The sequence below is a fragment of the Streptomyces sp. NBC_00878 genome, assembly GCF_026341515.1.
Classification (GTDB): domain Bacteria; phylum Actinomycetota; class Actinomycetes; order Streptomycetales; family Streptomycetaceae; genus Streptomyces.
The window spans coordinates 8737789-8760987 of sequence record NZ_JAPEOK010000001.1 but is presented as its reverse complement, the minus strand read 5'-3'; the positions used below and the strand labels follow the sequence as shown (position 1 = coordinate 8760987).

Sequence of the window (23199 nt, the reverse complement as noted above, 5' to 3'; positions counted from 1 at the left end):
GGCCGCGCGAAGGTCGTGGCAGGCAAACGGTGACGCGACGCGAATGACAGGCCCTGAAACTAGCACTGCTAGTTTCTGCGCGGCAGCCCTACTATGTGCGCCATGGCCAGACCGCGCAAGCCCCTCCTCAGCACCGACCGGATCGTCGAGACGGCTCGGACGCTGGTGGACGCCGAGGGCCTGGCCGCGGTCTCGACGCGCCGTCTCGCCGCCGAGCTGGGTGTGAGCGGTCCGTCCCTCTACAACCACTTCCGGACGAAGGACCAGATCCTGGAGGCGGTCGCGGACTCCGTGAGCGCGCAGGTCGACCTGTCGATGTTCGAGGACGGGCGCGACTGGCGCACCGCGCTGCACGACTGGGCCGCCTCCTACCGTGCGGCCCTGCGCGACCACCCGAACATCGTCCCGGTCCTCGCCCGCGGCCCCGGCCGCCGCCCGGCCGGACTGCGGCTCGCCGACGCCGTCTTCGGCGCGATGGTCGAGGCGGGCTGGCCCGCGGCGCAGGCCACGTCCATCGGCGCGCTGATGCGGTACTTCGTGATGGGCTCCGCGCTGGGCTCGTTCGCCGGGGGCTTCGTGGACGACGAGACCGCGTACGATCCCGCCGACTATCCCCACCTCGGGCAGGCCCATCTCCTGGCCGACCAGCAGGAGAAGATCGACGAACGGGCCTTCGAGACGGGGCTCAGGGCTTTGCTGGACGGGTTGGCGCTGCAATATGAGGGGCAGCGCGGGGAGTAGGCGTTCCGCTTGCCGTTGTGTGCCTGCGGGCCGTACGTAGCCGGACGCACGCGCCCCGCGCCCATGGTGAGGGGGCGCTCCCATAGTTCGGTCGGCGCCGAAGCATGCGTCACACATGCTGGATGCATGACCTCCTCACGTACGAGCCGCACGAGCCGTACAAGCGCTACAGGCGCTACAGGCGCTACAGGCGCTACAGGCGCTACAAGCGGTGCGCGCACCGAGGCCGGCGGGCTCGCGGCGCTCGCCGCCCTGGTGGCCGACGAGACGCGGGCCGGTTTTCTGCTGGCGCTGCTCGACGGGCGGGCGTGGACCGCCGGGGAGTTGGCCCGGCACGCGGGGGTCGCCGCGTCGACGGCCAGCGAGCATCTGGGCAAGCTCGTCGCGGGCGGGCTGCTCGCCGAGGAACGGCAGGGGCGGCACCGGTACGTACGACTGGCCGACGCCCGGGTCGCCCACCTCGTCGAGGACCTCACGGCCCAGGTCGCGCCGACGACGGCGGTAGGACCGCGCACCCTGCGCGAGTCGAGTGCGGGCAGCGCGATGGCCCGCGGCCGCACCTGCTACGACCATCTCGCCGGCCGGCTCGGCATCGCCGTCACGGACGCGCTGACGGGGCTCGGGCTGCTGCGCCAGGACGCCGGATTCACGCTGACGGAAGCCGGGGTGAGCTGGTTCGACGACCTCGGCGTCCCCCTCGTACCCACCGGGCGCCGCCCCCTCGCCCGGGCCTGCCTGGACTGGACGGAACGGCGCCCCCACCTCGCCGGCATCGCGGGAGCCGCACTGTGCCGACACGCCCTGGACACGGGCTGGTGCGTACGCATCGGCTCGGAGCGAGCCGTAAAGGTCACTCCCAAGGGCGAACGGGCGCTGTCGGAACTACTGGGAATCCAGTCGGAGGCGCTGCGCTGACCCTGGGCTGGCCCTGGTTTTTTCGCTCCCGCCGCCCCTAAAACACCACCAACGCCCGCCCGCCCTTCCCTGCCAGCATGTTCTCGAAAGCCGATGGGATGGCCTCCAAGGTGATGCGTTCCGTCACCAGGGAGTCCAGGTTCAGGCGGCCGGCGCGGACGTGGTCCGCCAGGAGCGGCAGGTCTCGGGACGGGTCGGAGTTGCCGTAGACGCAGCCTGAGAGGGTGCGGCCCCAGTGGAAGAGTTCGAGGGCGTTGAAGGACACCTGCTGGTCCTTGCCGCCTATGCCGACGACCGTCGTGCGGCCGCCACGGCGGGTGGATTCCCAGGCCGTGCGGATCGTGACCGCCCGGCCCACGCACTCCACCGCCACATCGACACCCTGCTTGCCGGTGAGCCCTCGGATCTCACGGGCCGTGGTGTCGGAGGCGACGACGTACTCCGTCGCCCCGGCCGCCCGCGCCAGGGCCTCCTTCTCCGGCGACACATCCACCGCCACGATCGTCGACGCGCCCGCGATCCGCGCGGCCTGGACCGCCGCGAGACCGACCCCGCCCACCCCGAAGACCGCCACCGTCTCACCGGGCCGAACCTGCGCCGAGTAGTGGACGGCCCCGTACCCGGTGAGCACGGCGCAGCCGAGCAGGGCCGCGTCCGTCAGCGGGATCCCGGCCGGCGCCGGCAGCACGCATGCGCCCGCCACCACCGTCTCCTCGGCGAACGCGGCGACGTTCAGTCCGGGATACAGCTCGGTCCCGTCGGAGGAGCGCCGCGCGTACACCTCCCCCGCCCCCACCAGCGCGTTGGCGCACAGCCATACCTCGCCCAGCGAGCAGGCGTGGCAACTGCCGCAGGACGGCGCCCAGTTGAGGACCACTCCGTCGCCGGGCGCGACGTGCGTGACCCCGGGCCCGACGGAGACGACGGTCCCCGCCCCCTCGTGGCCGAGCACCGCGGGCACCGGCACCCGCATGGTGCCGTTGGACAGGGAGAGGTCGGAGTGGCATACCCCGGCGGCGGCGAGCCGCACCCGCACCTGCCCGGGGCCCGGCCCCTCCGGCAGCTCGATCTCGGTGATCTCCAGGGGAGAACCGACCGCGGGCAGGACAGCGGCGCGTACCGTGCGCGTCACACGCGTCATGTCGTCCACCCCTCCTAGAACTGCAGGGACTTGGTCTGGAGGTACTCGGACAGGCCGTGCGAGCCCAGCTCCCTGCCGACCCCCGACTGCTTGTAACCGCCGAACGGCGCAAGGGGGTTGAAGCGTCCGCCGTTGATGTCCACCTGTCCGGTGTCGAGTTGCCGCGCGAAGGCCACGGCCTCCGTCTCCTCGCCGGCCCACACGGCGCCCGCCAGCCCGTACACCGTGCCGTTCGCGATCCGCAGCGCGTCGGCCTCGTCCTCGTACCGGAGGATCGAGAGGACCGGGCCGAAGATCTCCTCCTGCGCGATCGTCATCTCGGGGGTCACATCCGCGAAGACGGTCGGACTGACGAAGTAGCCCTGGTCGCGCGGGGCTTCGGGTCCTCCGGCCACCAGTCGCGCGCCCTCCGCGACGCCCTTCTCTATGTAACCCCGTACGCGCCGCTGTTGCTTGGCGTTGACGACGGGGCCTATGCGTTCGCCGTACTTCGCGGCCGCCTCCACTGCCAGCGCGACCGCCTCCTCGTACTGGGAGTCGTGGACCAGCATGCGGGTCCAGGCGCTGCATGTCTGGCCGGAGTTGGACATCACGTTGGCCACGCCGACGTTGACCGCCTTGGCGAGGTCGGCGCTCGGCAGGATGACGTTGGCGGACTTGCCGCCGAGTTCCAGGGCGACCCGCTTGACGGCGGCGCCCGCGGTCGCACCGATCTGCCTGCCGACGGCCGTCGAGCCGGTGAAGGAGACCAGGTCCACGCCCTCGTGCTCGGCGAGTGCCTGGCCCGCGACCGGGCCGAGCCCTGTGACGAGGTTGAAGACCCCGGCCGGAAGGCCCGCTTCGTGGACCGCCTCCGCGAAGAGCTGCGCGGTCAGCGGGGTGTCCTCGGCGGGCTTCAGCACGATCGTGCAGCCCGCCGCGAGGGCCGGGGCGACCTTGGCGACGATCTGGTGGAGAGGGTAGTTCCAGGGCGTGATCGCGCCGACCACGCCGACCGGTTCCAGGTGGACGGTCGAGTTGCCGGCCTTCTCCTCGAAGGCGTACGAGGCGGCCAGTTCCGCGTACGAACCGGCGACCGCGATGGGCAGTCCGACATGCACGGCCTGCGAGAGCTTCAGGGGCGAGCCGAGTTCGGCGGTGACCGTCCCGGCGATCTCGTCCTTGCGGGCGACGAGGGCGTCCCTGATCGCGGCGATCCGCGCGGCGCGCTCGGCGGGCGGTGTGGCGGCCCAGGCCGGGAGGGCCCGGCGCGCGGCTCGTACGGCGGCGTCCACGTCGTCGGCGGTGCCCGCCGGGACATGGGCGATGACCTGCTCGTCGGCCGGGTTCACGACGGCGATCGTGTCCGTCCCGGCGGCCGGTCGCCACGCGCCGTCGATGTACATGCCGTCGTGTGCCTTCATGGGTTCCTCCCGGGGGGCGTCGTCTGCGCCGCCCAACCTAGCCGTCGTCCGGGAGCCTAAACTAGCGGTGTTAGTTTTTGGACGCCAGGCCCCAGGGCCCCAAGGATCCCAGGCCTCCCGCACGCTTCCCTCAGGCCTGTCCGGGGCCCTCAGAAGTCCGCCCGCGTCGGTTCGTCCAGCCTGGCCACCGCCTCCTGGCCGAACTCCTTCTCGTACGCGTCCCGGATCCGCTCGATGCCGGGGTCGGCCGCCTTCGCCCGCCCCACGGGATACAGCAGGATCAGCTCGTACGACCGCTCGCGCTCGATGACGCCGTTCTCGTCCCGCCACTGCCCGCGCCCGTCCTGCACGGTGAGTCCGTCCGGGAAGGCGGGGGTGATCTTCCGGTCGACGAAGTCCATGAACTGGCGGTCGGTGACGGCCGAACCCCCGTCGGGGCGCTCGGTACCGAAGAAGAGGCGGGTCTCGACGTACGCCGCTCCCGTGGCCGTCGAGGCCACCGTGGCCGTCGGGACCGTCGGAGTCGTCTGCCGGGGCTCGGCGTCGGCGAGGGCGGCGTACGCGGCCGGGGCGCCCGCGAAGAGGAGGGCGGAGGCCGTCGCGACGGCGAGGCGGGTGCGCGTGGTGTTCCTGATCATGAACGTATGCCTAGGTCCTGTCGTCAAACTCCCGCCGTCCGCCCGGAGGGCGGCCTCGCGGCGTCAGGTGCGTGCTCTGGGGGTCCCCCCGGCCGGAGGCTGGGGGAGTGCCGGGCACAGGCCCTCGTACTGGACGTACGTGGGGCTGTGCCCGGTGCGGCGAGTGGGGGCACGCTCCCCCACGCCCTTAAGGCAGTGGGGGAGCGTGCATGGCGCCGCGTGGCAGGCGGGAGTTTGACGACAGGACCTGGCGGGCCTCAGTCGTCCAGGTCGGGCAGGCGCGCCGGGGCCGGGCTGATCCGTACGCCTTGGTGGTCGAAGACGAACAGATGGGCGAGGTCCACGAGGAGGGGGATCTGCATGCCGTACCGGAGTTCGTGGTCGGGTGTCGTACGGACGATGAGGTCGCCCGGCAACCGGCCCCCGGGAGGCGGCGGTTCGACCGGGTCCGGATCGGCGTCGCCGGGGTGTTCCATCACCACGACGGGCCCGGCCCGCAACGCGCCCGCGCGATACCGCAGGCGGTCCAGGACACCGCCCTCGCGACGACGGCGACGCGGCCTGGCCGTGGGGCGCGGCGCCTCCAGGTCGGGTACGACGGCCGGCCGCGAGCCGGTGTTGAAGTGGACGAAGACCTCGTGCCCCTGGAACTCCACGTGCTCGACGAGCCCGCTGATCGCCACCTCGCCGGGCCGGGCCTCGGCCCGCTTGGCGATACGTACGGCTTCGGAGCGGAGGCCCACGATGACCTCGCGGCCCTGGTGCACGCGGAGCAACCGGTGGTCCAGGCACAGGGGTTCGGGCAGGACGAGGGCCTGCTTGCCGAGGCTGATCGACATGGCGCCGTCGAGCGGGGCGAGGACGACACCGCGGAGGAGGTTGATGCGCGGGGTGCCGATGAAGGCGGCGACGAAGACGTTCTCGGGCAGCGCGTAGACCGTACGCGGGGTGCCGAGTTGCTGGAGGGTGCCACCGCGCAGGACGGCGACCCGGTCACCGAGGGACATCGCCTCCGCCTGGTCGTGGGTGACGTACACCGTGGTGACGTCCAACTCCCTTGCCAGGCGGGCGATTTCGGAGCGCAGGCGGTTGCGGAGTTTGGCGTCGAGGTTGGCCAGCGGCTCGTCCATCAGGAAGGCGGAGGGGTGCCGTGCGATCGCCCGGCCCATCGCGACGCGCTGGCGTTCGCCGCCGGAGAGCTGGTGGGGGAAGCGGTCGAGGAGGTCCTCGATGCCGAGCATGCGGGCCGTGGCGTCGACGCGCGGGCTCGGGTCCGCTCCGGGGGTCTCGATTCTTAAGGGGAAACCGATGTTCTCGCGGCTGCTCATGCCCGGGTAGAGCGCGAAGTTCTGGAAGATCATCGCCATGTTCCGGTCCGCGGGATCCAGGTGGTTGGCGTACGCGCCGTCGAGCCGCACCTGGCCCTCGTCCGGATCCGTGAGACCGGCGATCATCCTCAGCACGGTCGACTTTCCGCAGCCGGACGGCCCGAGCAGTACCAGGAATTCGCCGGGCGCGATGTCGAGCGACAGCCGCTCCACCACGGGGACCCCGCGCGTGTACGACTTGCTGACTTGGTGCAGGGAGATGGCGCGTGACATGGGACATGCCCCCGGGGGTTCTCACAGGGCGCTGGTGCTCCGCGATCGGAGGTCTCGCGGGTCGTACGAGACCTATGAGTCACGGAAGCTAACGGACCGCACACACCCCGGGGAAGCCAAACGGCGAAATCTGACGGGCCGCGAGGAGTGTCCCCTTGTGAGACAAGGAGTTCTCACCAACTCCGGTGCGAAAGAGATCTGTTCAGTGTCTCTCGCGCTCTGGTGCAGATGGCGTACGTCCCCTACGCTCCGTCAGCGTTCGCTCCCTCTCCGACTCCGGCTCCCGCTCCGGGTCTGGCTCCTGGTCCGGGTCCGGCTCCGACCCGGCGGCTCCCGTACGCCCCTGTCGCAGTCCCAGCCCCGAGGCGATCAGCAGCAGCGCCCCGAGCATCACGAACGGCGCGGCGACGCCCGCGACTCCGGCGACCAGGCCCGCGGTGGCGGGCGCGGCGACCTGGCCGAGCCGGTTGCCGGTCAGGCGCAGGGCGAGGGCGGTGGAGCGGGCGTCGTCCGGGGCCGCCTGGACGACCGTGGTCATGGACAGGGGCTGGCCGACGCCCAGGCAGAAGCCGAGCAGGGCGAGCATCACGGCGAGGCCCCAGACCGGCACGGGCAGCGCGATCCCGGCGCACAGCAGTGCGCCCAGTAGACAGGTCGTGGTGAGCAGCGCGGCCCGGCCGAGCAGTCGCAGCATGGGGGTCATCACCAGGCGGCACGCTATGGTCGCCGCCGCGCGCAGGCTGAGCAGCAGGCCGATCACGGACGGCGCGATGCCCCGGTGCTCGCCGACCACCGGCAGATACGCGGTGAGGATGTCCGTCGCGGACAGCACGGCGAGGCTGATGAAGATGCCCGCGGGCACGCCCCGGGTGCGCAGTATGCGGTGCACGGGGACGCGATCGCCGCGCCCGGTACGGGACTTGGGCTGCGCACGGTGCTCTATGCGCCACAGCGAGACGAACGAGACCGCGGCGACGGCGCCCGCGACCAGCAGGGCGAGGGCGCTGGTGCCCGCCATGTCGGGGCCGCCGATCAGGGCGCCCGCGGCGATCGGTCCGACCAGCTGGCCGAGTGAGGCGCCGATGGTGAAGTGGCCGAAGTTGCGGTCCTGGTCCTGCGGTGCGGACTGGCGGGCCACGATCGACTGGGAGCCGATCACGAAGGAGAGGTGGCCGAGGCCCATCACCCCGCTCCACGCCGCCATCGCGGCGAGGGAGTTCGCCGTACCGCTGAGGGCGCAGCCCCCTGCTATCAGGACGACGCCGACCGGGAGCAGCGGGGCGCACCGGCCGTGGTCGGTCCTGCGTCCGAGCGGTACGGCGGCGAACAGGGGCAGGAGCGCGTAGACGCCCGCGATGACACCGATCGCGCGCTCGTCCGCGCCCAGCGCGAGGGCCCGGTAGGAGACGGCGGGCCGTGCCATCGACACCGCCCCCTGCGCGAAGCTGAAGGCGATGACCAGGCGGAGCAGCCAGCCTCGGTTCCCACCGGGCCTCACAGTGACACCCTCCATCGGATGAGATCGGCCTCCTGGCCAGGCTCTGGAGCCGAGGCTCAGATGATGCCGAACAGGATCCCCGCCCCGAGGACCACGAGGGAGGTGAGGGCGGCCCACTTGACCACGAACTTGGTGTGGTCGCCGAACTCGACCTTGGCCATGCCGACCAGAACGTATACGGCCGGGACCAGCGGGCTCGACATGTGCAGCGGCTGGCCGACGAGCGAGGCGCGGGCGATCTCCAGCGGCGAGACCCCGTGGGCGGCGCCCGCCTCGGCGAGGACCGGCAGGACACCGAAGTAGAAGCCGTCGTTCGACATGAAGTAGGTGAGCGGGAGGCTCAGGACGCCGGTGACGATGGCCATGTGCGGGCCCATGCCGTCGGGGATGCCGTCGACGAGCCACTTGGCCATGGAGTCGACCATGCCGGTGCCCTGGAGGACGCCGGTGAAGACGGCGGCGGCGAAGACCATGCCGGAGACGTTGAGGACGTTGTCGGCGTGGGCGGCGAGGCGCGCCTTCTGGTCGGGGATGTGCGGGAAGTTGACCGTGAGGGCGAGCGCGGCGCCGAGCAGGAACAGGACCGGGATCGGCAGCAGTTCCATGATCATGGCGGTGAGGAGCGTCGCCGTGAGCAGCGCGTTGAACCAGTACAGCTTGGGACGCAGTGTCGGACGGTTCGGGTCCAGGCCCTGGAGGCGTACGTCGTCTTCCTCGTCGTCGCCGTCGTCGTCGGAGGCGTCGGTGCCGGAGCCCGCGCCGCCCGTGGCCTTGGTGATCCGCACCTTGCCGTCGCCCGGGCCGCCGACCGCACCCGCGCCGGCGCCGGCGCCGACCAGCACCGTCTCGGACTCGGTCTCGGGCTCCCCGACCAGCTGCTTCTTCTCCTCCTCGACCAGCACGTCGTCCAGGTCCAGCACGCCGAGCCGCTTGCGCTCGCGGAGGCCGAGGACGTACGAGAGGGCGATCACGGCGACCAGGCCGACGGCGAGCGCCGGGATCATCGGGACGAAGATGTCACCGGCGTCGAGCTTGAGCGCGGTGGCGGCGCGGGCGGTCGGGCCGCCCCAGGGCAGCGTGTTCATGACGCCGTTGGCGGTGGCGGCGACGCCGGTCATCACGACGAGGCTCATCTTGAGGCGCTTGTACAGCGGGTACATCGCCGAGACCGTGATCATGAAGGTCGTCGAGCCGTCGCCGTCGAGCGAGACGATCGCGGCGAGCAGGGCCGTGCCGACGACGATGCGCAGCGGGTCGGCCTTGCAGAACTTGAGGATGCCTCGGACGATCGGGTCGAAGAGGCCGACGTCGATCATGACGCCGAAGTACACGATGGCGAACATCAGCATCGCGGCGGTGGGCGCGAGGTTGCCCACCCCTTCGATGACGTAGTCGCCGAGATGGGCACCCTTTCCGACGAACACACAGAAGAGTGCCGGGATCAGTACGAGCGCCGCGATCGGCGACATCTTCTTCATCATGATCAGGACCAGGAAGGTCGCGATCATGGTGAAGCCGAGGATGGTCAGCATGAGTGGATACCTAACGTTCGCCCTTGAACTCCCACCAGGGACGGCGGTTCGAGTGACGTTAGGACGGCCACGCAAGGCTTAACAAGATGTTGACACGCGAGCAATAAGCGCAAAACTCCAGGTCACAGCGTTATGCCTGTTGGCGCGATATCGATGGGTACGCCATTGAGTACCGCCGTGCCGGACAGCGGGTCGAGCAGGCTGCCGTCGAGGAGCTGGTTGACGTTGACGCCGGGGTCCCCACTGGCGTGGGTCGTCCGGGTGCCGGGACGGTCGTGTCCCCAGCCGTGCGGCAGGCTCACGACTCCGCGTCGTACGGAATCGGTGATCTCGGCGGGCGCGACGACCTCTCCCCCGGCGCCCTTCACCCGCACGGGCGCGCCGTCGGTGACGCCGAGGCGTTCGGCGTCGTCGGGGTGGATGTGCAGGGTGCAGCGGTTGGTGCCGCCGGTGAGGGCGGGGATGTTGTGCATCCAGCTGTTGTTGGAGCGGAGGTGCCGGCGGCCGACGAGGACGAGCCCCTCGGGGCGCCTGCGCAGTGCGTCCCTGAGCCGCGGGAGATCGTCGGCGAGCGGCTGCGGGAGGAGCTCCACAAGTCCGCTGCGGGTCTTGAGGGGCTGCGGCAGGCGCGGCTGGAGCGGTCCGAGGTCGATGCCGTGGGGCTGGTCGAGGAGCTTCTCCAGGGTCAGCCCTTCGGGCCGTACGCCGAATCCGTCGCCGTACGGGCCCAGGCGCAGCATCATGTCGAGGCGCCGTTCCGGGCCGGTCTCGCCGGTGAGCCGTGCGGCGAGCTCGCGCGGGTCGCGGCCGTACGCCGGGGAGTGGGCCTCCTTGACGGCCTTGCCGAGGGTCTGGCCGATGACCAGGTCGTCGACGGCGGAGGGGTCGGCGCCGTGCATGCCGGTCGCGGCGAGGACGAGCCGGGCGTGGATCTCGGTCTCGGCCATCCGGCCCGGTTCCAGGGGGACGGCGGCGCGGGTGTAGCGGACCTGGTTGCGTACGGCGAGGGTGTTGAAGGCGAAGTCGTGGTGCGGGCTCTGCGAGGGCGGGGGCGGCGGCAGCACGACGTGGGCGTACCGTGCGGTCTCGTTCAGGTACGGGTCGACGCTGACCATGAAGTCGAGCGAGCCGAGGGCCTTGTCGAGGCGGTCGCCGTCGGGCGCGGACAGGACGGGGTTGGCGGCGATGACGACGAGGGCGCGGATCGGCTCACCCTCGGCGGTCGCGGTGTCGATCTCCTCGGCGAGCGCGGCGGTCGGCAGTTCGCCCTTGGCCTCCGGGTGGTGGCTGACGCGGCTGTGCCAGCGGCCGAGCGCGAAGCCGCGGCCAGGTCCGGCGGGGCGGGGTGTCCGGTCGGTGGCGGCCTGCGGGAAGAGGGCGCCGCCGGTCCGGTCGAGGTTGCCGGTGAGGATGTTCAGGATGTCGACCAGCCAGCTGGCCAGGGTGCCGTGCGGGACGGTGCAGCTGCCGATGCGGCCGTACACGGCGGCGGTGGGCGCGGCGGCCAGTTCTCGGGCCAGCGCGCGGATGGTGTCGGCGTCGACGTCGCACGCCTCGGCGGCGGCTTCCGGGGTGAAGTCGCTTACCGCCTCGCGGAGTTCGTCGATCCCCTGCACCAGCTCGGCCAGCTCGCCGAGATCGGTGAGCTCCTCCTCGAAGAGGACGTACGCCATGGCCGCGAGCAGCAGCGCGTCGGTCCCGGGGCGGACGGCCACGTGCCGGTCGGCGAGCTTGGCGGTGCGGGTGCGGCGCGGGTCGATGACGGTGAGGGTGCCGCCGCGCGCCTTGAGGGCCTTGAGCTTGCCGGGGAAGTCGGGGGCGGTGCACAGACTGCCGTTGGACTCCAGGGGGTTGGCGCCGATCAGCAGCAGGTGGTCCGTGCGGTCGAGGTCGGGCACGGGGATCGCGTTCGCGTCGCCGTAGAGGAGGCCGCTGGAGACGTGCTTGGGCATCTGGTCGAGCGTGGACGCGGTGAAGACGCTGTGGGTGCCGAGTCCGGCGAGCAGCACGGACGGGTAGAGGCCACCGGCCATGGTGTGCACGTTCGGGTTGCCGAGGACGACTCCGACGGCATGCGGCCCGTACCGCTCGACGACCGGTCGCAGCCCGGCGGCGACGGCGTCGAAGGCCTCCTCCCAGGTGGCCTCGCGCAGCTCGCCGTCCTTGCGTACCAGCGGTGTCCGCAGCCGGTCGGGGTCGCCGTCGGCCGCCCCGAACGAGGCGCCCTTCGGGCAGATGAACCCGTGGCTGAACACGTCGTCGCGGTCCCCGCGCGCGCTCGTCACCCGGGTCCCTTCGATGGTGAGCGTCAGCCCGCAGGTCGCCTCGCAGAGGGGACAGATGCGGAGGGCTGTACGGGAGTCGGCGGTGGTGGACACGGGTCCTCCCGGAGGGGGTGGCGGCAACGGTGGCGCACTTGACCCACCCGAGCATACCGACCGGTACGAACGGTGGGGAGGGGATGGAGAAGGGCGGCGGGACTCACACCGGAAATTGGCGTGCTGTTCGGGCGGCCACGATGAGCGGGGCCGGACGGGCCGGGCAACGCCTGGCGGGGCCGTCGCCCGGCCTCCCTGGCGGTCGAGCGCTCGGTCGAACGGTCAGTCGAGTAGTCGGTCGACCGAAGGGCAGGCCGGGCGAGGGGCAGGCCGGGCGATCAGTCGAGCGACCGCGCCAGATACGCCCGCAACAGCTCCCGCGTCTCCGCGATGACGCGTTCGTCACCCGCCGGGTCGAGGCGGAAGGCGAGTTGGACGAGGGTGTCGGCGGCCTCGACGGCGATGAGGAAGGTGCGGCGAAGGTCGTCGTCGGGTTCACGGTCCAGGACCGCGGAGAGCATGTCGGTGAGGCGGTCGGCGACACGGGTGTTGGGTTCGGCGTCGCGGGTGCCGACGGGTATCTGGTTGCCGAAGTCGACGAGGGAGAAGCCCGGCGCGGTGCGCTTCATGGCGAGGTATTCATCGAGGACGGTGTCCATGGCCGCGCGCCAGCCGCCCGCGCCCGCGGTCTCCTGGAGACGGCTGGTGACACGTTCGGTGAAGACGTCGAGGTTGCGCTGGGCGAGCGCGTCGGCCATGGCGCGCTTGTTGCCGAAGAAGCGGTAGACGGACCCTATGGGCACGCCGGCGCGCAGGGCGACCGCGCGGGTGCTGAGGGCGTCGTAGCCGACCTCGTCGAGGAGGTCGGCGCAGGCGTCGAGGATACGGGTGAGTCTTTCGGCGCTACGGCGTTGAACCGGCGCGCGGCGCAGCGAGGTCGCAGGAGGCACAGGCTTCATGATGCCTTTCCGCCGGGGTCCGGTGAAGCTTTGCCCATAGGTACACATGTCGGTGCTCATGCCACTCACCTGCGTACACGTGTCACTCGTCCGCTTACACGTGTCGCTCATCGGCCAGTGCCCGGTCCGCTCATCGGCCGGTGCCCGGACCGCTCGTCGCCGGCGCCGGTCGCGTCCGGGCCGCACCTGGGCCGGACCCGGGCTCGGGCTCCGCACGCGTCCGCCCGGCGGTGGCGGACTCCGTGTCCGTCGGCCCGGGGTCGGACACGGTGATGTCCGCCGTGCTGCCGACGGGTTCGCCGTCCACGGCCCACACCGTGTCGTCGTCGGCGTGCAGGCGCACGGTCACCTGGTGGGTGCCGCGCGGCACGAGACCGCCGGAGATGTGGTGGGTCGGCCCGCGGAGGAAGGACAGGGGTCGGTCGTCGAGGCGGAGGAGGGCGTGGCCGCGGCCGGGTTCGGCCGTCTTCCTCGTACCGGCCGGGGAGAAGCGGAAGTCGTGGACCGTCAGACGTACGTCCCAGCCGTCGCTGTCGGCGTCGGGCTGTATCTCGATCGCGACTCTCGGCGCGTGCTTCTTGTCGATCTCACGGTAGTGCCGCCCCTCCTCGTCCGTGTCCTCCAGAACCTTGCCCACCGGTGACGGCTTCACCCCGTCGTCCTCGTGCGCTTCGCCGGACCCGCAGCCCGTCGCTCCGACGAGCAGAGCGCCTAACAGGGCACAGACCGCGAGCGCGGTGAGAAGTACGCGCGTCCACGACATGCCGGGGAGATTAGAGCACCGCTCCGACAGCCGAATCCCCCTGAAGTCGGGTTCCTGGCCAGCACAGCGGTCTTGGCGCGATCGCGCGGTCTCCCCCGGACATACGGACATCTCCCTCTTGCGCGCCGATTTCTCGAATCCTACGGTGATGCATAGGAATCAGGAACGAGGGAGCGATCATGAGCGGGGACGGGCGGATCACCACCGAGACACTGAGGAACACCGCCGAAACGCTGCGGAACAGCGCCGAGGCGCAACGGACCAGCGCCGAGTCGCTGCGGAAGACCGTCGAGACGCTGACGTATCTCACCGGGTTCGGCAACGAGCACAGTTCGGAGGCGGTGCCCGGCGCGCTGCCGCACGGCCGCAACACCCCGCAGCGGGCCCCGCTCGGGCTGTACGCGGAGCAGCTGAGCGGTTCGGCGTTCACGGAGCCGAGGGCGCACAACCGCCGTTCGTGGCTGTACCGGATCCACCCGTCGGCCGCACATCCCGCCTTCGCCCCCACCGGCAACGGAGCCATCCGCACGGCGCCCTTCACGGAGTCGGTGCCCGACCCGAACCGGCTGCGGTGGAACCCGCTGCCCGAGCCCGCACCGGGCACCGACTTCCTGGCGGGCCTGTGGACGCTCGGCGGCAACGGCGACGCGACGCAGCGCACCGGCATGGCCGTGCACCTCTATCACGCCAACTCCTCGATGGAGCGGGTGTTCAGCGACGCCGACGGCGAGCTGTTGATCGTGCCGGAGCGCGGCGGGCTGCTGCTGCGCACCGAGTTCGGGCTGCTGTATGTGGAGCCAGGACATGTGGCGCTGATCCCTCGTGGGGTGCGCTTCCGTGTGGAGCTGCTGGACGCCGCGTCCGACGACGGCCCGAGCCCGACGGCCCGGGGCTATGTGTGCGAGAACTACGGGGCCCCCTTCCAGCTCCCCGACCTCGGCCCGATCGGCGCCAACGGACTCGCGAACGCCCGCGACTTCCGGGCGCCCGTCGCCGCGTACGAGGACGTCGAGGGCCCGGTGGAGGTGGTGAACAAGTTCTGCGGCAACCTCTGGACGGCCGTCTACGACCACTCTCCGCTGGATGTCGTCGCCTGGCATGGCAACCATGTGCCGTACGCCTATGATCTGCGCCGTTTCAATGTGATCGGCACCATCAGCTACGACCACCCGGACCCGTCGATCTTCACGGTCCTCACCTCACCGAGCGACACTCCGGGCCTTGCGGGCGTCGACTTCGTCGTCTTCGCGCCGCGCTGGCTGGTGGGTGAGGACACGTTCCGGCCGCCGTACTTCCACCGGAACGTGATGAGCGAGTACATGGGGCTCATCGAGGGCGCGTACGACGCCAAGGCGGAGGGCTTCGTCCCGGGGGGCGGGTCGTTGCACAACATGATGTCGGCGCACGGTCCCGACCGGGAGACGTTCGACCGGGCGAGCGCCGCCGAGCTGCGGCCGCAGAAGATCGACGACGGCCTGGCCTTCATGTTCGAGACGCGCTGGCCGGTCACCGCCACCGCGCAGGCCGCCCGGGCCGAGCATCTGCAACGCGCGTACGACGATGTATGGCAGGGCCTGCAACGGCACTTCCGGCCCGCGGAGCACCCATGACCGAGCAAGAACAGGGATGAACGGGCGTGAACAGGCATGACGGGGCATGACAACCCGTTGCACCGAACGCCCGCGAACGGTACGGATACCCTCGTGACCTCCTTCGCCCCGGACTCGATCGTCCTGAACCGCAAGCTGCCGCTCTGGTATCAGGTGTCGCAGTCCCTGCGCGCCTCGATACTCGGACGGTCGCCGCAGGATCCGCTGCGGCTGCCCACCGAGGAACAGCTGGCGGAGCACTACGGGGTGAGCGTGCTGACCATGCGGCAGGCGCTCAAGGAGCTGGAGGACGAGGGGCTGATCACCCGCCATCGCAGGCGCGGCACGTTCATCGAGCCGGGCGCCACGCGGGGCGCCCCGGTCCGGCTGCTCGGCTCGGTGGACGCGATCGTGGCCCAGCAGTCGGGCATGACCATCCGGCTCCTCGACCACGGCATCGAGCCCGTGTCGGCCGAGCTGTCCGAGCACTTCCCGGACTTGACGGAGGTGGCGGCCTACCACCGGCTGCGCAGCGACGAGAAGACGGGGGAGCCGACCAATCACGCGCGCAACTACGTCCGGCCCGAACTGGCGGCCCTGATCGACCCCGAGGACCTGGTCCGCTGGCCCATGACCAAGGTGCTGCGGGATGTCGCGGGGGCGAAGATCAGCCAGATCACCGACACGGTCGAGGCGCGGCTCGCGGACCCGGAGACGGCGCGGCTGCTCCAGGTCCCGTTGCTGAGCCCGATCCTGCACTACACGGGCGTCGTACACGGCGAGGACGGCCGGGCGCTCGACGTGGCCCGTATCCAGTACCGCGGCGACCGCTTCTCCTTCACGGTCACCCTCGACGCCCACTGAGCATGCGGGACCAGGTCGCCGCCCATGACGCACGTCGTACGATGCCGAGCGTGCCGCACGACGACGCTCCGCTGCTCGCGGACCTCATGCCGTGGTCCGTCGCACCGCCCCGGCTGGGCCGCGGGTGGCCGACGGCACCCGACGCGGCGTCCCTGAAAGCGCGGTGGGACGCCTTCGTGAAGGCCGAAGGGGCCGACCGCGAGGCGCTGTTCGGCGTCACGCGCGCGCGGACGCTCCACTCGGCGGTGGGCCAACTGCCGGGCCAGTCCTCGGGAACGGGCCGCCTGGCCCGCGCGTCGGGTCCCTGCGCGGAGCCGGTACGGGTCCTGCACGGGCCGTTCGACGAACAGTGGCTGATTCCCGACCACCGGCTGATCGACGCGGCACGGCCGGAGTTGTGGCGGGTGGCGGACGGCGAGCAGGTGTTCGCGATCGAGCAGGCCCCCGCACCGGACGGGCCGCCCCTCCTGGTCGCGTCGGCCCTACCGGTGGTCACGCCGCAGTCGAAGTCCGTCCCCGCCGCCCGACCGGGCAGGATCCGCCCCCTGTACCGGCGCCCAGACGGCCGCGAACCCAACCTGGCGCCGGGCCTGTTGGACCTCCTGGCCAAGCGCCTGGGCCACTCCCCCACCCCCCTCGACGTCCTCGCCTGGACGGTCGCGGTCGCCCGCCCTGGCCCCGGCGGATGCACGGTCCCGCTCACGGCCGACCCCGAACTCTGGGCGCGCGGCACCGAGTTGGGCCACCGCATGCTGTGGCTGATGCGCCGCGCCGGCGAACGCCCGAAACTCCCCGGCGGCCGCCGCCCGTACGTACGCGCCCCGCTGCCGTCCCACCCACTCGAACTCCGCTACGACCGCGACGAGGAGACCCTCCACCTGGACGAGGGCCGCATCTCCCCGGTACCGCCCGCCGCCTGGGACTTCGAGGTCGGCGGCGTCCGAGTCCTGGACCAGTGGTTCACGGCCCGAACCACCCCACCGGAACCAGGCACCCTGGAGGCGATCCGCCCCACGACCTGGCCCCAGCCCTGGACATCCGACCTCCTGGAAGTCATCACGGTCCTGTCCCTGCTCGCCGAACTACGCCCACAGCAGGCCGAGTTGACGATCCAGACCCCCATCACGACAAACGACCTACGCACAGCGGGCGTACTCCCGGTCCCGCCCCCGTCCCGCCAACCGGCATCGGTCCTTGACCACCACGAGGAGGGCCCGGAGGGCCAGGTCGCACTGATCTGAGGGACGCGGGGGCGGGCGCTTCCAGGGGCGCGGGGAACGGCGCAACTTTTGGAACTCCTCACAACGACTCGGGAGTCTGGCAACGTCTGCACGAGTCACTGCCGGCCGAACTGCACGCCGCCGAGCGCTGGACTGGGTCCAGGGCGTTGATCGACGGTTCCCATGTCCGGGCCCTGAAGGGCGGCCCAAAACCGGACCGAGCCCGGTCGACCGTGCCCGAACAGGCTCGAAGCACCATCTGATCCCCGCATCCGACCATCGAGCCGAGATGACCGTCCGCTTCGCAATCCGGGAGCAGATCGCCGGAGTCGCCGGCCTCTCCACCATGGCCTGAGCACCGCCCGGAATCGAGCTCCACCACGCCACGACGCACCATCGGACACCTGCCCGACCAACAACGTGACAGCGCCCTCGGAATCCGCCGAGGTGCCGCGGTCCGCCCCGTCGGACTGAGCCTCGATCCGGCGGCCGGGCCGGCCACGACCGGGGAGAGCCGGGCCACGGCCGCCGGCCCGGCGGCGAACACCCCTACCGTGCGGCGCTTCGCGACCCCCACCACGGGATCCGGTCACCGACGTCGTTCTTGGCGAAGAAGTCGGCTACGGCGGCGACCTCCGCGGTGTCGGGCTGATCGTTGGGGCAGTCCGCTCCAGCCGAGGCGCCCGTCATCACCTTGGAGCAGGGGCCCGGGCCCGAATCGTTGAGCGACAGCATGTGCCCCAGCTCGTGGACGACGATACGAGAAGGCTTGTACAACTGGGCGTCCCCGACTTCGAGGTACACCCAACCCTGCCCCGCACCCTCGATGTAGACGTGGGACTGGACTCCCTGGGCCGTCTTGTACTCCATGACCCGCAGAGCCGCCGGAGTGTCCTGCTCGACGAACTTGATCGTCGGGACGGCCTTGTTCCAGATCTCGATCGCCTCGCGGGCCGCATCGGTGTAGGAGTTGGCAAGCAGCAGGTCGATCGGGATGATCTCCGGTGCCGGGGCGGCCGCGCCGGCCGGCGTACCGACACTCAGCAGGGCGCTGCACGCCAGGACGACGGCCGACAACGGTTTCAGTACTCGCGCCACAGAAGTTGCCTCTCTTGCATTGACAGATGTCAAGGCAAGGTAATGTCATTACATGTCCACCTCAAGGTCACATTAGGCCAAGGCTCACAGCGTCATGCCGGCCAACGGATGCGGGATCAGCGGCGGGCGCAGACCTGGCGCCGGAGCTCAGCCCCGTTGGTGATGATCTTGGCCGACGCGCAGGGACGCGGGCTCGGCATCCGTGAACATCCACGCAGGCGCGGGCGGGAGCAGCGATGCGGGCGCGCCAGGTTGTCCCGGGTTGCCTGTCCCCAGGCGGAGACGGTGCACAACTGCCGGTTCGTGGCCGGAGGTTCGGCGAGAAGGCGGTTGTTGACGGTGACTGCCAGGCGGCCGCCGACCATGCGGACGCTCTCCGCTTCACTGGGGGCGTAGCAATGGGGGCCTGCTGCTGCCAGATGCGGGCACCGAAGCCGGCATCGGTGCCCGCGAAGGTCAGCCGACCGGCGGACGGCCGGTGATCACCTGGGTCTGCGGTGGCGAGGGACGACTCGGCCGCGCGATCAATCGTGTTCAGGCGCTGCCATCCCCTGCCTTGGGGGTGGGCGTGGATGAATCCGAGCCCGCAGCCGTACTCGGCCGCGAGGGCGGCTGCGCGCAGGAAGTAGGCGCTGGTTCCGACGACCGCGCATCCGCCGGGAGATCCGCGACGACATCCACGAAGCCTTCCTCAGCCCGGCCTAGGTCCTGTCGTCAAATTCGCGTCGTCGCCCGGAGGGCGGCCTCGCGGCGTCAGGTGCGTGCTCTGGGGGTCCCCCCGGCCGGAGGCTGGGGGAGTGCCGGGCACAGGCCCTCGTACTGGACGTACGTGGGTCTGTGCCCGGTGCGGCGAGTGGGGGCACCTCCCACGCCGTTAAGGCAGTGGGGGAGCGTGCATGGCGTCGCGAGGCAGACGGGAATTTGACGACAGGGCCTAGGGCATCATCTGCCGCAGGCCGACTGGTCACCCGCACCCAACGAACCGCCCGCACCCCCTAGTTACTCCCCGCCCCGGGGCGCGAACCCGTCCAACACCCTCTCCAGCGCCCGCTGAAACACCGCCTCCAGATCAATCGGCCCCGCATCCTCCATGAACGCCGCCGCCATCCGCGGATACGCCCCCGTGGCAACCTGCCCACCCAGATAAGCGATCCGCACCGCGTTCTCCCGCTCCTCCGACCACGGCAACGCCCGCACCCGCTCAGCCGTGGCCAGCTCATTGCCCACGTACGTGGTCACCACCCCGTTGAGCATCGCGATCAGCTCGAACTTCGTGCCGTACGTCCCTTCGAAGGAGTCCAGGCACGTCAGACAGTGTTCCAGGTACCGCAGGGCATTCGGGCTGAACCCGTACACCGGCGACATCAGCCCCGGCAGCCACGGATGCCGGAGCATGAGCGCCCGCGTCTGCCGCGCCACCCGCAGCATGTTGGCCCGCCAGTCTCCCGTCGGCTCCCACAGCTCGTGCTCGCCGCTGACGGCGTCGACCATCAGCTCGTACAGGTCCTCCTTGCGCGGCACGTAGTTGTAGAGCGACATCGTGCCGCAGCCCAGTTCGGCCGCGACGTGTCGCATCGAGACCGCGTCCAGCCCCTGGGCGTCCGCGATCCGCACCGCGGCGGCCGCGATGTCGGCCCGGCTGAACGCGGGCCGCGGCCCGCGCCCCGTGCGCTCGGGTCGGGACCAGATCACTTCGGGTACGTCGGCACGTCCTGCCATCGATGTCGCCAGTCCTGCCATCGGTGAATCCTGTCGCCCCATCGTAGTTACGTACAGCGTACGTAATGAGATAGGGTCGCACCATGACGACTACGTACGCTGTACTTAGTGAAGGTCTGGAGAAGAGCTTCAAAGACGTCCGGGCGCTGCGCGGACTGGACCTGGCCGTGGCGGAGGGCACGGTCTGCGGTCTGCTCGGGCCGAACGGCGCGGGCAAGACCACGGCGGTGCGGCTGCTCACCACACTGCTGCGGCCGGACGCCGGCTCCGCGCGTGTCGCGGGACACGACCTCGTCCGGGAGCCGGACGCCGTGCGCCGCGCGATCGGCGTGGCCGGGCAGTACGCCTCGGTCGACGGCGACCTCACAGGGCGGGAGAACCTGCGGCTGTTCGCGAAGCTCCGCCGCCTCCCGAAGGCCGCGACCCGCGCGGACGAGCTCCTCGACCGCTTCGAACTCACCGACGCGGCGGACCGCCCCGCGTCCACCTACTCCGGCGGTATGCGGCGCCGCCTCGACCTGGCCGCGAGCCTGATCACCCGGCCCGCGGTGCTGTTCCTCGACGAGCCGACCACCGGGCTCGACCCGCACAGCCGCAACCAGATCTGGGAGACCGTGCGCGCGCTGAAGGCGGAGGGCACGACGGTCCTGCTCACCACGCAGTACCTGGAGGAGGCCGACCAACTCGCCGACGACATAGCCCTCGTGGACCGCGGCAGGGTCGCGCATTCGGGTACGCCCGCCGAACTCAAGTCCCTCATCGGCTCGTACGCGGAAGCGGTCGTGGCCCACGCGGACGCCATGGCCGGCGCGGCGGCCGTCCTGGACCAACTGACGGGCTCACGGCCCGACTTCGACCAGGAGCGGCACGCGGTCGGCGCGGTCACCACCGACCCGACCCTCACGCTCCCCCGCCTCGTACGCGAACTCGACGCCGCCGGTGTGCCGTTGCTCGACGTGAACCTGCGTCCGCCGACGCTCGACGACGTGTTCCTCCGCCTGACCGACGGCTCGACCGAAGCCGAGACCGGTCACCGTACCGACAGCAAGGAGCTTGTGACATGAGTGCGTTGGCGTACGACGGCACCGCGATGCTGGGCCGTCAGCTGCGGCGGATCCGGCACAACATGGGGCTGCTGATCCTCACCCAGACCATGCCGATCACGATGCTGCTGTTCTTCGGCTACGTCTTCGGCAGCGCGCTCGCGATGCCCGGCGACGAGTACCGGGCCTTCCTGGTGCCGGGGCTGCTGGTCGCGACGGCGGCCAACGGGATCATGACCGGGATGTTCCAGGCCGCCCAGGACTCGCACCGGGGCGTGATGGACCGCTTCCGCACGCTGCCGATCAGCCGGGCCGCCGTACCGCTCGGACAGGCAGTCGGGGACCTGGTGGTTACGGCCGTGGGCACGGTGCCGGTGCTGCTGGTGGGGCTCGCGGTGGGCTGGCGGATGGAGGGTTCCGCGCTGGAAGCGGCCGGCGCGGTGGGTCTGCTGCTGCTCTTCCGGTTCGCGACCACGTGGATAGGGATCCTGCTGGGCCTGGCCTCGCGGAGCGAGGAGGCGGCCGGCCAGCTGGGCGGCGCGACGTTCATCCTGCCGCTGCTGTCGAACGCGTACATCCCGACGGACAATCTGCCTGACTGGCTGCGCACGATCGCCGAGTGGAACCCGATCAGCGCGGTGACCACGGCCCTGCGCGACCTGTTCGGGAACGCGCCGGTGCCGACGGACGGCGCCTGGCCGGTGACCCATCCCGTCGCCGGGTCGCTGGCCTGGTGCGCGGTCCTCATCGCGGTGTTCATGCCGCTCGCCGTCCGCCGGTACGCGAACGGCGGCCGGTGAACGCCCGCCTCTGGGCAGAGAACTCCCTGCCCATCTGCCGGCCCGTCCACCCGTGCATCCCGCTGCCCAGCTCGCCGTCCACGCATGACAAAGCGGTCACGCGCGCGGCATGATCCGCCGCATGCAGCCACATCCCCAGGAGCCCGCCTCCCGTCTGCCGCTCCCCCTGGAGGGCATCACCGTCGTCGCCGTCGAGCAGGCCGTCGCGGCGCCCTTCGCCACCCGGCAGCTCGCCGATCTCGGGGCCCGGGTGATCAAGGTCGAGCGGATCGACGGCGGTGACTTCGCGCGCGGCTACGACACCGCGGCCGCCGGTCTCGCCTCGCACTTCGTGTGGTGCAACCGCGGCAAGGAGTCCATCGCCCTCGACCTGAAGGACCCGCGCGGCCTGGACGTCGTACGCCGTCTCGTCGCGGACGCCGACGTCTTCGTGCAGAACCTCGCACAGGGCGCGGCCGCGCGGCTCGGCCTGGACGCGGCGACGCTGTGTGCGGCCGACCCGCGGCTGATCGCCGTGGACATCTCGGGTTACGGGGCCTTTGGTCCGTACGCCGGCAAGCGCGCGTACGACATGCTCGTGCAGTGCGAGGCGGGGCTGGTGTCCGTGACGGGGACGGCCGATCGGCCGGTGAAGGCGGGGATCCCGGCGGCCGACATCGCGGCGGCGATGTACGCGTTCTCGGGGGTGCTGGCGGCGCTGGTGCGGCGCGGTACGACGGGGCGCGGCGGGCCGGTGGAAGTGTCGATGCTGGACGCGCTCACGGAGTGGATGGGGCATCCGCTGCATCACGCGATGCACGGCGGCACTCCCCCGGCGCGCACCGGCCTCGCGCACGCCGTCATCGCCCCGTACGACGCCTATCCGACGGCCGACGGCGGGAGCGTGCTGCTGTCGGTGCAGAACGACCGGGAGTGGCGTCGGCTGGCCGAGCAGGTGCTGCGGCGGCCGGACTTGGCGCAGGATCCGGCGTACGCGACGAACGCGGCGCGGGTCGAACACCGGGAGCGTACCGACGAGTTGGTCGGCAAGGCGCTGGCGGTGCTCGGCACGGACGAGGCGGTGGCGCGGCTGGAGGCGGCCGGGATCGCCTGCGCGCGGCTACGGGACGTACGGGAGGTGGCGGAGCATCCTCAGCTGGCGGCGAGGGACCGGTGGCGGGAAGTGGAGTCACCGGTCGGGCCGTTGAGGGCCTTGTTGCCGCCGATCACGCTGCCGGGCGGGGACACGGCGCGGATGGGGCCCGTACCCGCGCTCGGGGAACACACCGGGGCGCTGCTGCGTGCCGTGGGGATGGCGGACGATGAGATCGCAGCACTGCGCCGGGACGGTGTGACCGCCTGAGCGCGGGTCGGGGTC

Annotated in this window: 19 protein-coding genes and 1 pseudogene; 9 read left to right on the top strand and 11 right to left on the bottom strand. The window is 71.2% G+C overall.

The window, feature by feature from the left end; all coding sequences use genetic code 11:
• Positions 1 to 102: 102 nt before the first annotated feature.
• A complete protein-coding gene (locus tag OHA11_RS38020) occupies positions 103 to 741 on the top strand; it encodes a TetR/AcrR family transcriptional regulator (protein WP_266504142.1) in 639 nt (212 codons plus the stop codon).
• A 252-nt stretch (positions 742 to 993) separates the two neighbouring features.
• On the top strand, positions 994 to 1656 hold the full coding sequence (locus OHA11_RS38015) for a helix-turn-helix transcriptional regulator (protein WP_266507741.1): 663 nt from the start codon (positions 994 to 996) through the stop codon (positions 1654 to 1656).
• A 37-nt stretch (positions 1657 to 1693) separates the two neighbouring features.
• Here OHA11_RS38015 and OHA11_RS38010 read toward each other — a convergent pair whose 3' ends face one another.
• The 9 genes from OHA11_RS38010 to OHA11_RS37970 form a co-directional block, all read right to left on the bottom strand.
• On the bottom strand, positions 1694 to 2797 hold the full coding sequence (locus OHA11_RS38010; RefSeq protein ID WP_266504141.1) for a Zn-dependent alcohol dehydrogenase: 1104 nt from the start codon (positions 2795 to 2797) through the stop codon (positions 1694 to 1696).
• 14 nt (positions 2798 to 2811) lie between these two features.
• Entirely contained in the window at positions 2812 to 4200 is a 1389-nt protein-coding gene (locus OHA11_RS38005; RefSeq protein ID WP_266504139.1) for an aldehyde dehydrogenase family protein, read from the bottom strand.
• Positions 4201 to 4349: 149 nt separating this feature from the next.
• A complete protein-coding gene (locus OHA11_RS38000) occupies positions 4350 to 4838 on the bottom strand; it encodes a DUF3574 domain-containing protein (protein ID WP_266504137.1) in 489 nt (162 codons plus the stop codon).
• Between the two features lie 257 nt (positions 4839 to 5095).
• Positions 5096 to 6439 carry an ABC transporter ATP-binding protein gene (locus OHA11_RS37995; RefSeq protein ID WP_266504134.1) on the bottom strand — a complete coding sequence of 448 codons (1344 nt, stop codon included), beginning with the start codon at positions 6437 to 6439 and terminating at the stop codon, positions 5096 to 5098.
• Positions 6440 to 6641: 202 nt separating this feature from the next.
• Complete coding sequence (locus OHA11_RS37990; protein ID WP_266504133.1) at positions 6642 to 7937, bottom strand: MFS transporter; 1296 nt, start codon at positions 7935 to 7937, stop codon at positions 6642 to 6644.
• Positions 7938 to 7993: 56 nt separating this feature from the next.
• The gene (locus OHA11_RS37985; protein ID WP_266504131.1) at positions 7994 to 9469 is read right to left on the bottom strand and encodes a CitMHS family transporter; all 1476 of its coding nucleotides are present in this window, start codon (positions 9467 to 9469) and stop codon (positions 7994 to 7996) included.
• A gap of 122 nt (positions 9470 to 9591) precedes the next feature.
• Positions 9592 to 11847 carry a molybdopterin oxidoreductase family protein gene (locus OHA11_RS37980; RefSeq protein WP_266504128.1) on the bottom strand — a complete coding sequence of 752 codons (2256 nt, stop codon included), beginning with the start codon at positions 11845 to 11847 and terminating at the stop codon, positions 9592 to 9594.
• Between the two features lie 278 nt (positions 11848 to 12125).
• Entirely contained in the window at positions 12126 to 12746 is a 621-nt protein-coding gene (locus tag OHA11_RS37975; protein ID WP_266504126.1) for a TetR/AcrR family transcriptional regulator, read from the bottom strand.
• Between the two features lie 130 nt (positions 12747 to 12876).
• The gene (locus OHA11_RS37970; RefSeq protein WP_266504123.1) at positions 12877 to 13509 is read right to left on the bottom strand and encodes a hypothetical protein; all 633 of its coding nucleotides are present in this window, start codon (positions 13507 to 13509) and stop codon (positions 12877 to 12879) included.
• Positions 13510 to 13688: 179 nt separating this feature from the next.
• On the opposite strand from OHA11_RS37970, the gene hmgA reads away from it, so the two are divergent.
• The 4 genes and pseudogenes from hmgA to OHA11_RS37950 all read left to right on the top strand — a co-directional run.
• Complete coding sequence (gene hmgA / locus OHA11_RS37965) at positions 13689 to 15119, top strand: homogentisate 1,2-dioxygenase (protein WP_266504122.1); 1431 nt, start codon at positions 13689 to 13691, stop codon at positions 15117 to 15119.
• A 93-nt stretch (positions 15120 to 15212) separates the two neighbouring features.
• Positions 15213 to 15962, top strand: coding sequence for a GntR family transcriptional regulator (locus tag OHA11_RS37960; protein WP_266504120.1), 750 nt, complete (start codon positions 15213 to 15215; stop codon positions 15960 to 15962).
• Between the two features lie 41 nt (positions 15963 to 16003).
• The gene (locus OHA11_RS37955) at positions 16004 to 17203 is read left to right on the top strand and encodes a type ISP restriction/modification enzyme (RefSeq protein ID WP_266507739.1); all 1200 of its coding nucleotides are present in this window, start codon (positions 16004 to 16006) and stop codon (positions 17201 to 17203) included.
• Positions 17204 to 17265: 62 nt separating this feature from the next.
• Positions 17266 to 17537 (top strand): annotated as a pseudogene (locus tag OHA11_RS37950) (hypothetical protein); the annotation flags it as partial.
• 194 nt (positions 17538 to 17731) lie between these two features.
• Here the strand turns inward: OHA11_RS37950 and OHA11_RS37945 are convergent.
• Both OHA11_RS37945 and OHA11_RS37940 read right to left on the bottom strand, forming a co-directional pair.
• A complete protein-coding gene (locus OHA11_RS37945; protein WP_266504118.1) occupies positions 17732 to 18280 on the bottom strand; it encodes a snapalysin family zinc-dependent metalloprotease in 549 nt (182 codons plus the stop codon).
• A gap of 999 nt (positions 18281 to 19279) precedes the next feature.
• Positions 19280 to 19999, bottom strand: a complete 720-nt coding sequence (locus OHA11_RS37940) for a TetR/AcrR family transcriptional regulator (RefSeq protein WP_266507738.1) — start codon at positions 19997 to 19999, stop codon at positions 19280 to 19282.
• Positions 20000 to 20082: 83 nt separating this feature from the next.
• Between OHA11_RS37940 and OHA11_RS37935 the strand changes: the two genes are divergently transcribed.
• From OHA11_RS37935 to OHA11_RS37925, 3 genes are all read left to right on the top strand, one after another.
• Positions 20083 to 21063 carry an ATP-binding cassette domain-containing protein gene (locus OHA11_RS37935; protein ID WP_266504116.1) on the top strand — a complete coding sequence of 327 codons (981 nt, stop codon included), beginning with the start codon at positions 20083 to 20085 and terminating at the stop codon, positions 21061 to 21063.
• Positions 21060 to 21842 (top strand): ABC transporter permease, encoded by a 783-nt coding sequence (locus OHA11_RS37930; protein ID WP_266504114.1) that lies wholly within the window; start codon positions 21060 to 21062, stop codon positions 21840 to 21842. The genes OHA11_RS37935 and OHA11_RS37930 overlap by 4 nt, the downstream gene beginning before the upstream one ends.
• A gap of 121 nt (positions 21843 to 21963) precedes the next feature.
• Positions 21964 to 23184, top strand: coding sequence for a CaiB/BaiF CoA-transferase family protein (locus tag OHA11_RS37925; protein ID WP_266504112.1), 1221 nt, complete (start codon positions 21964 to 21966; stop codon positions 23182 to 23184).
• Positions 23185 to 23199: the final 15 nt, after the last annotated feature.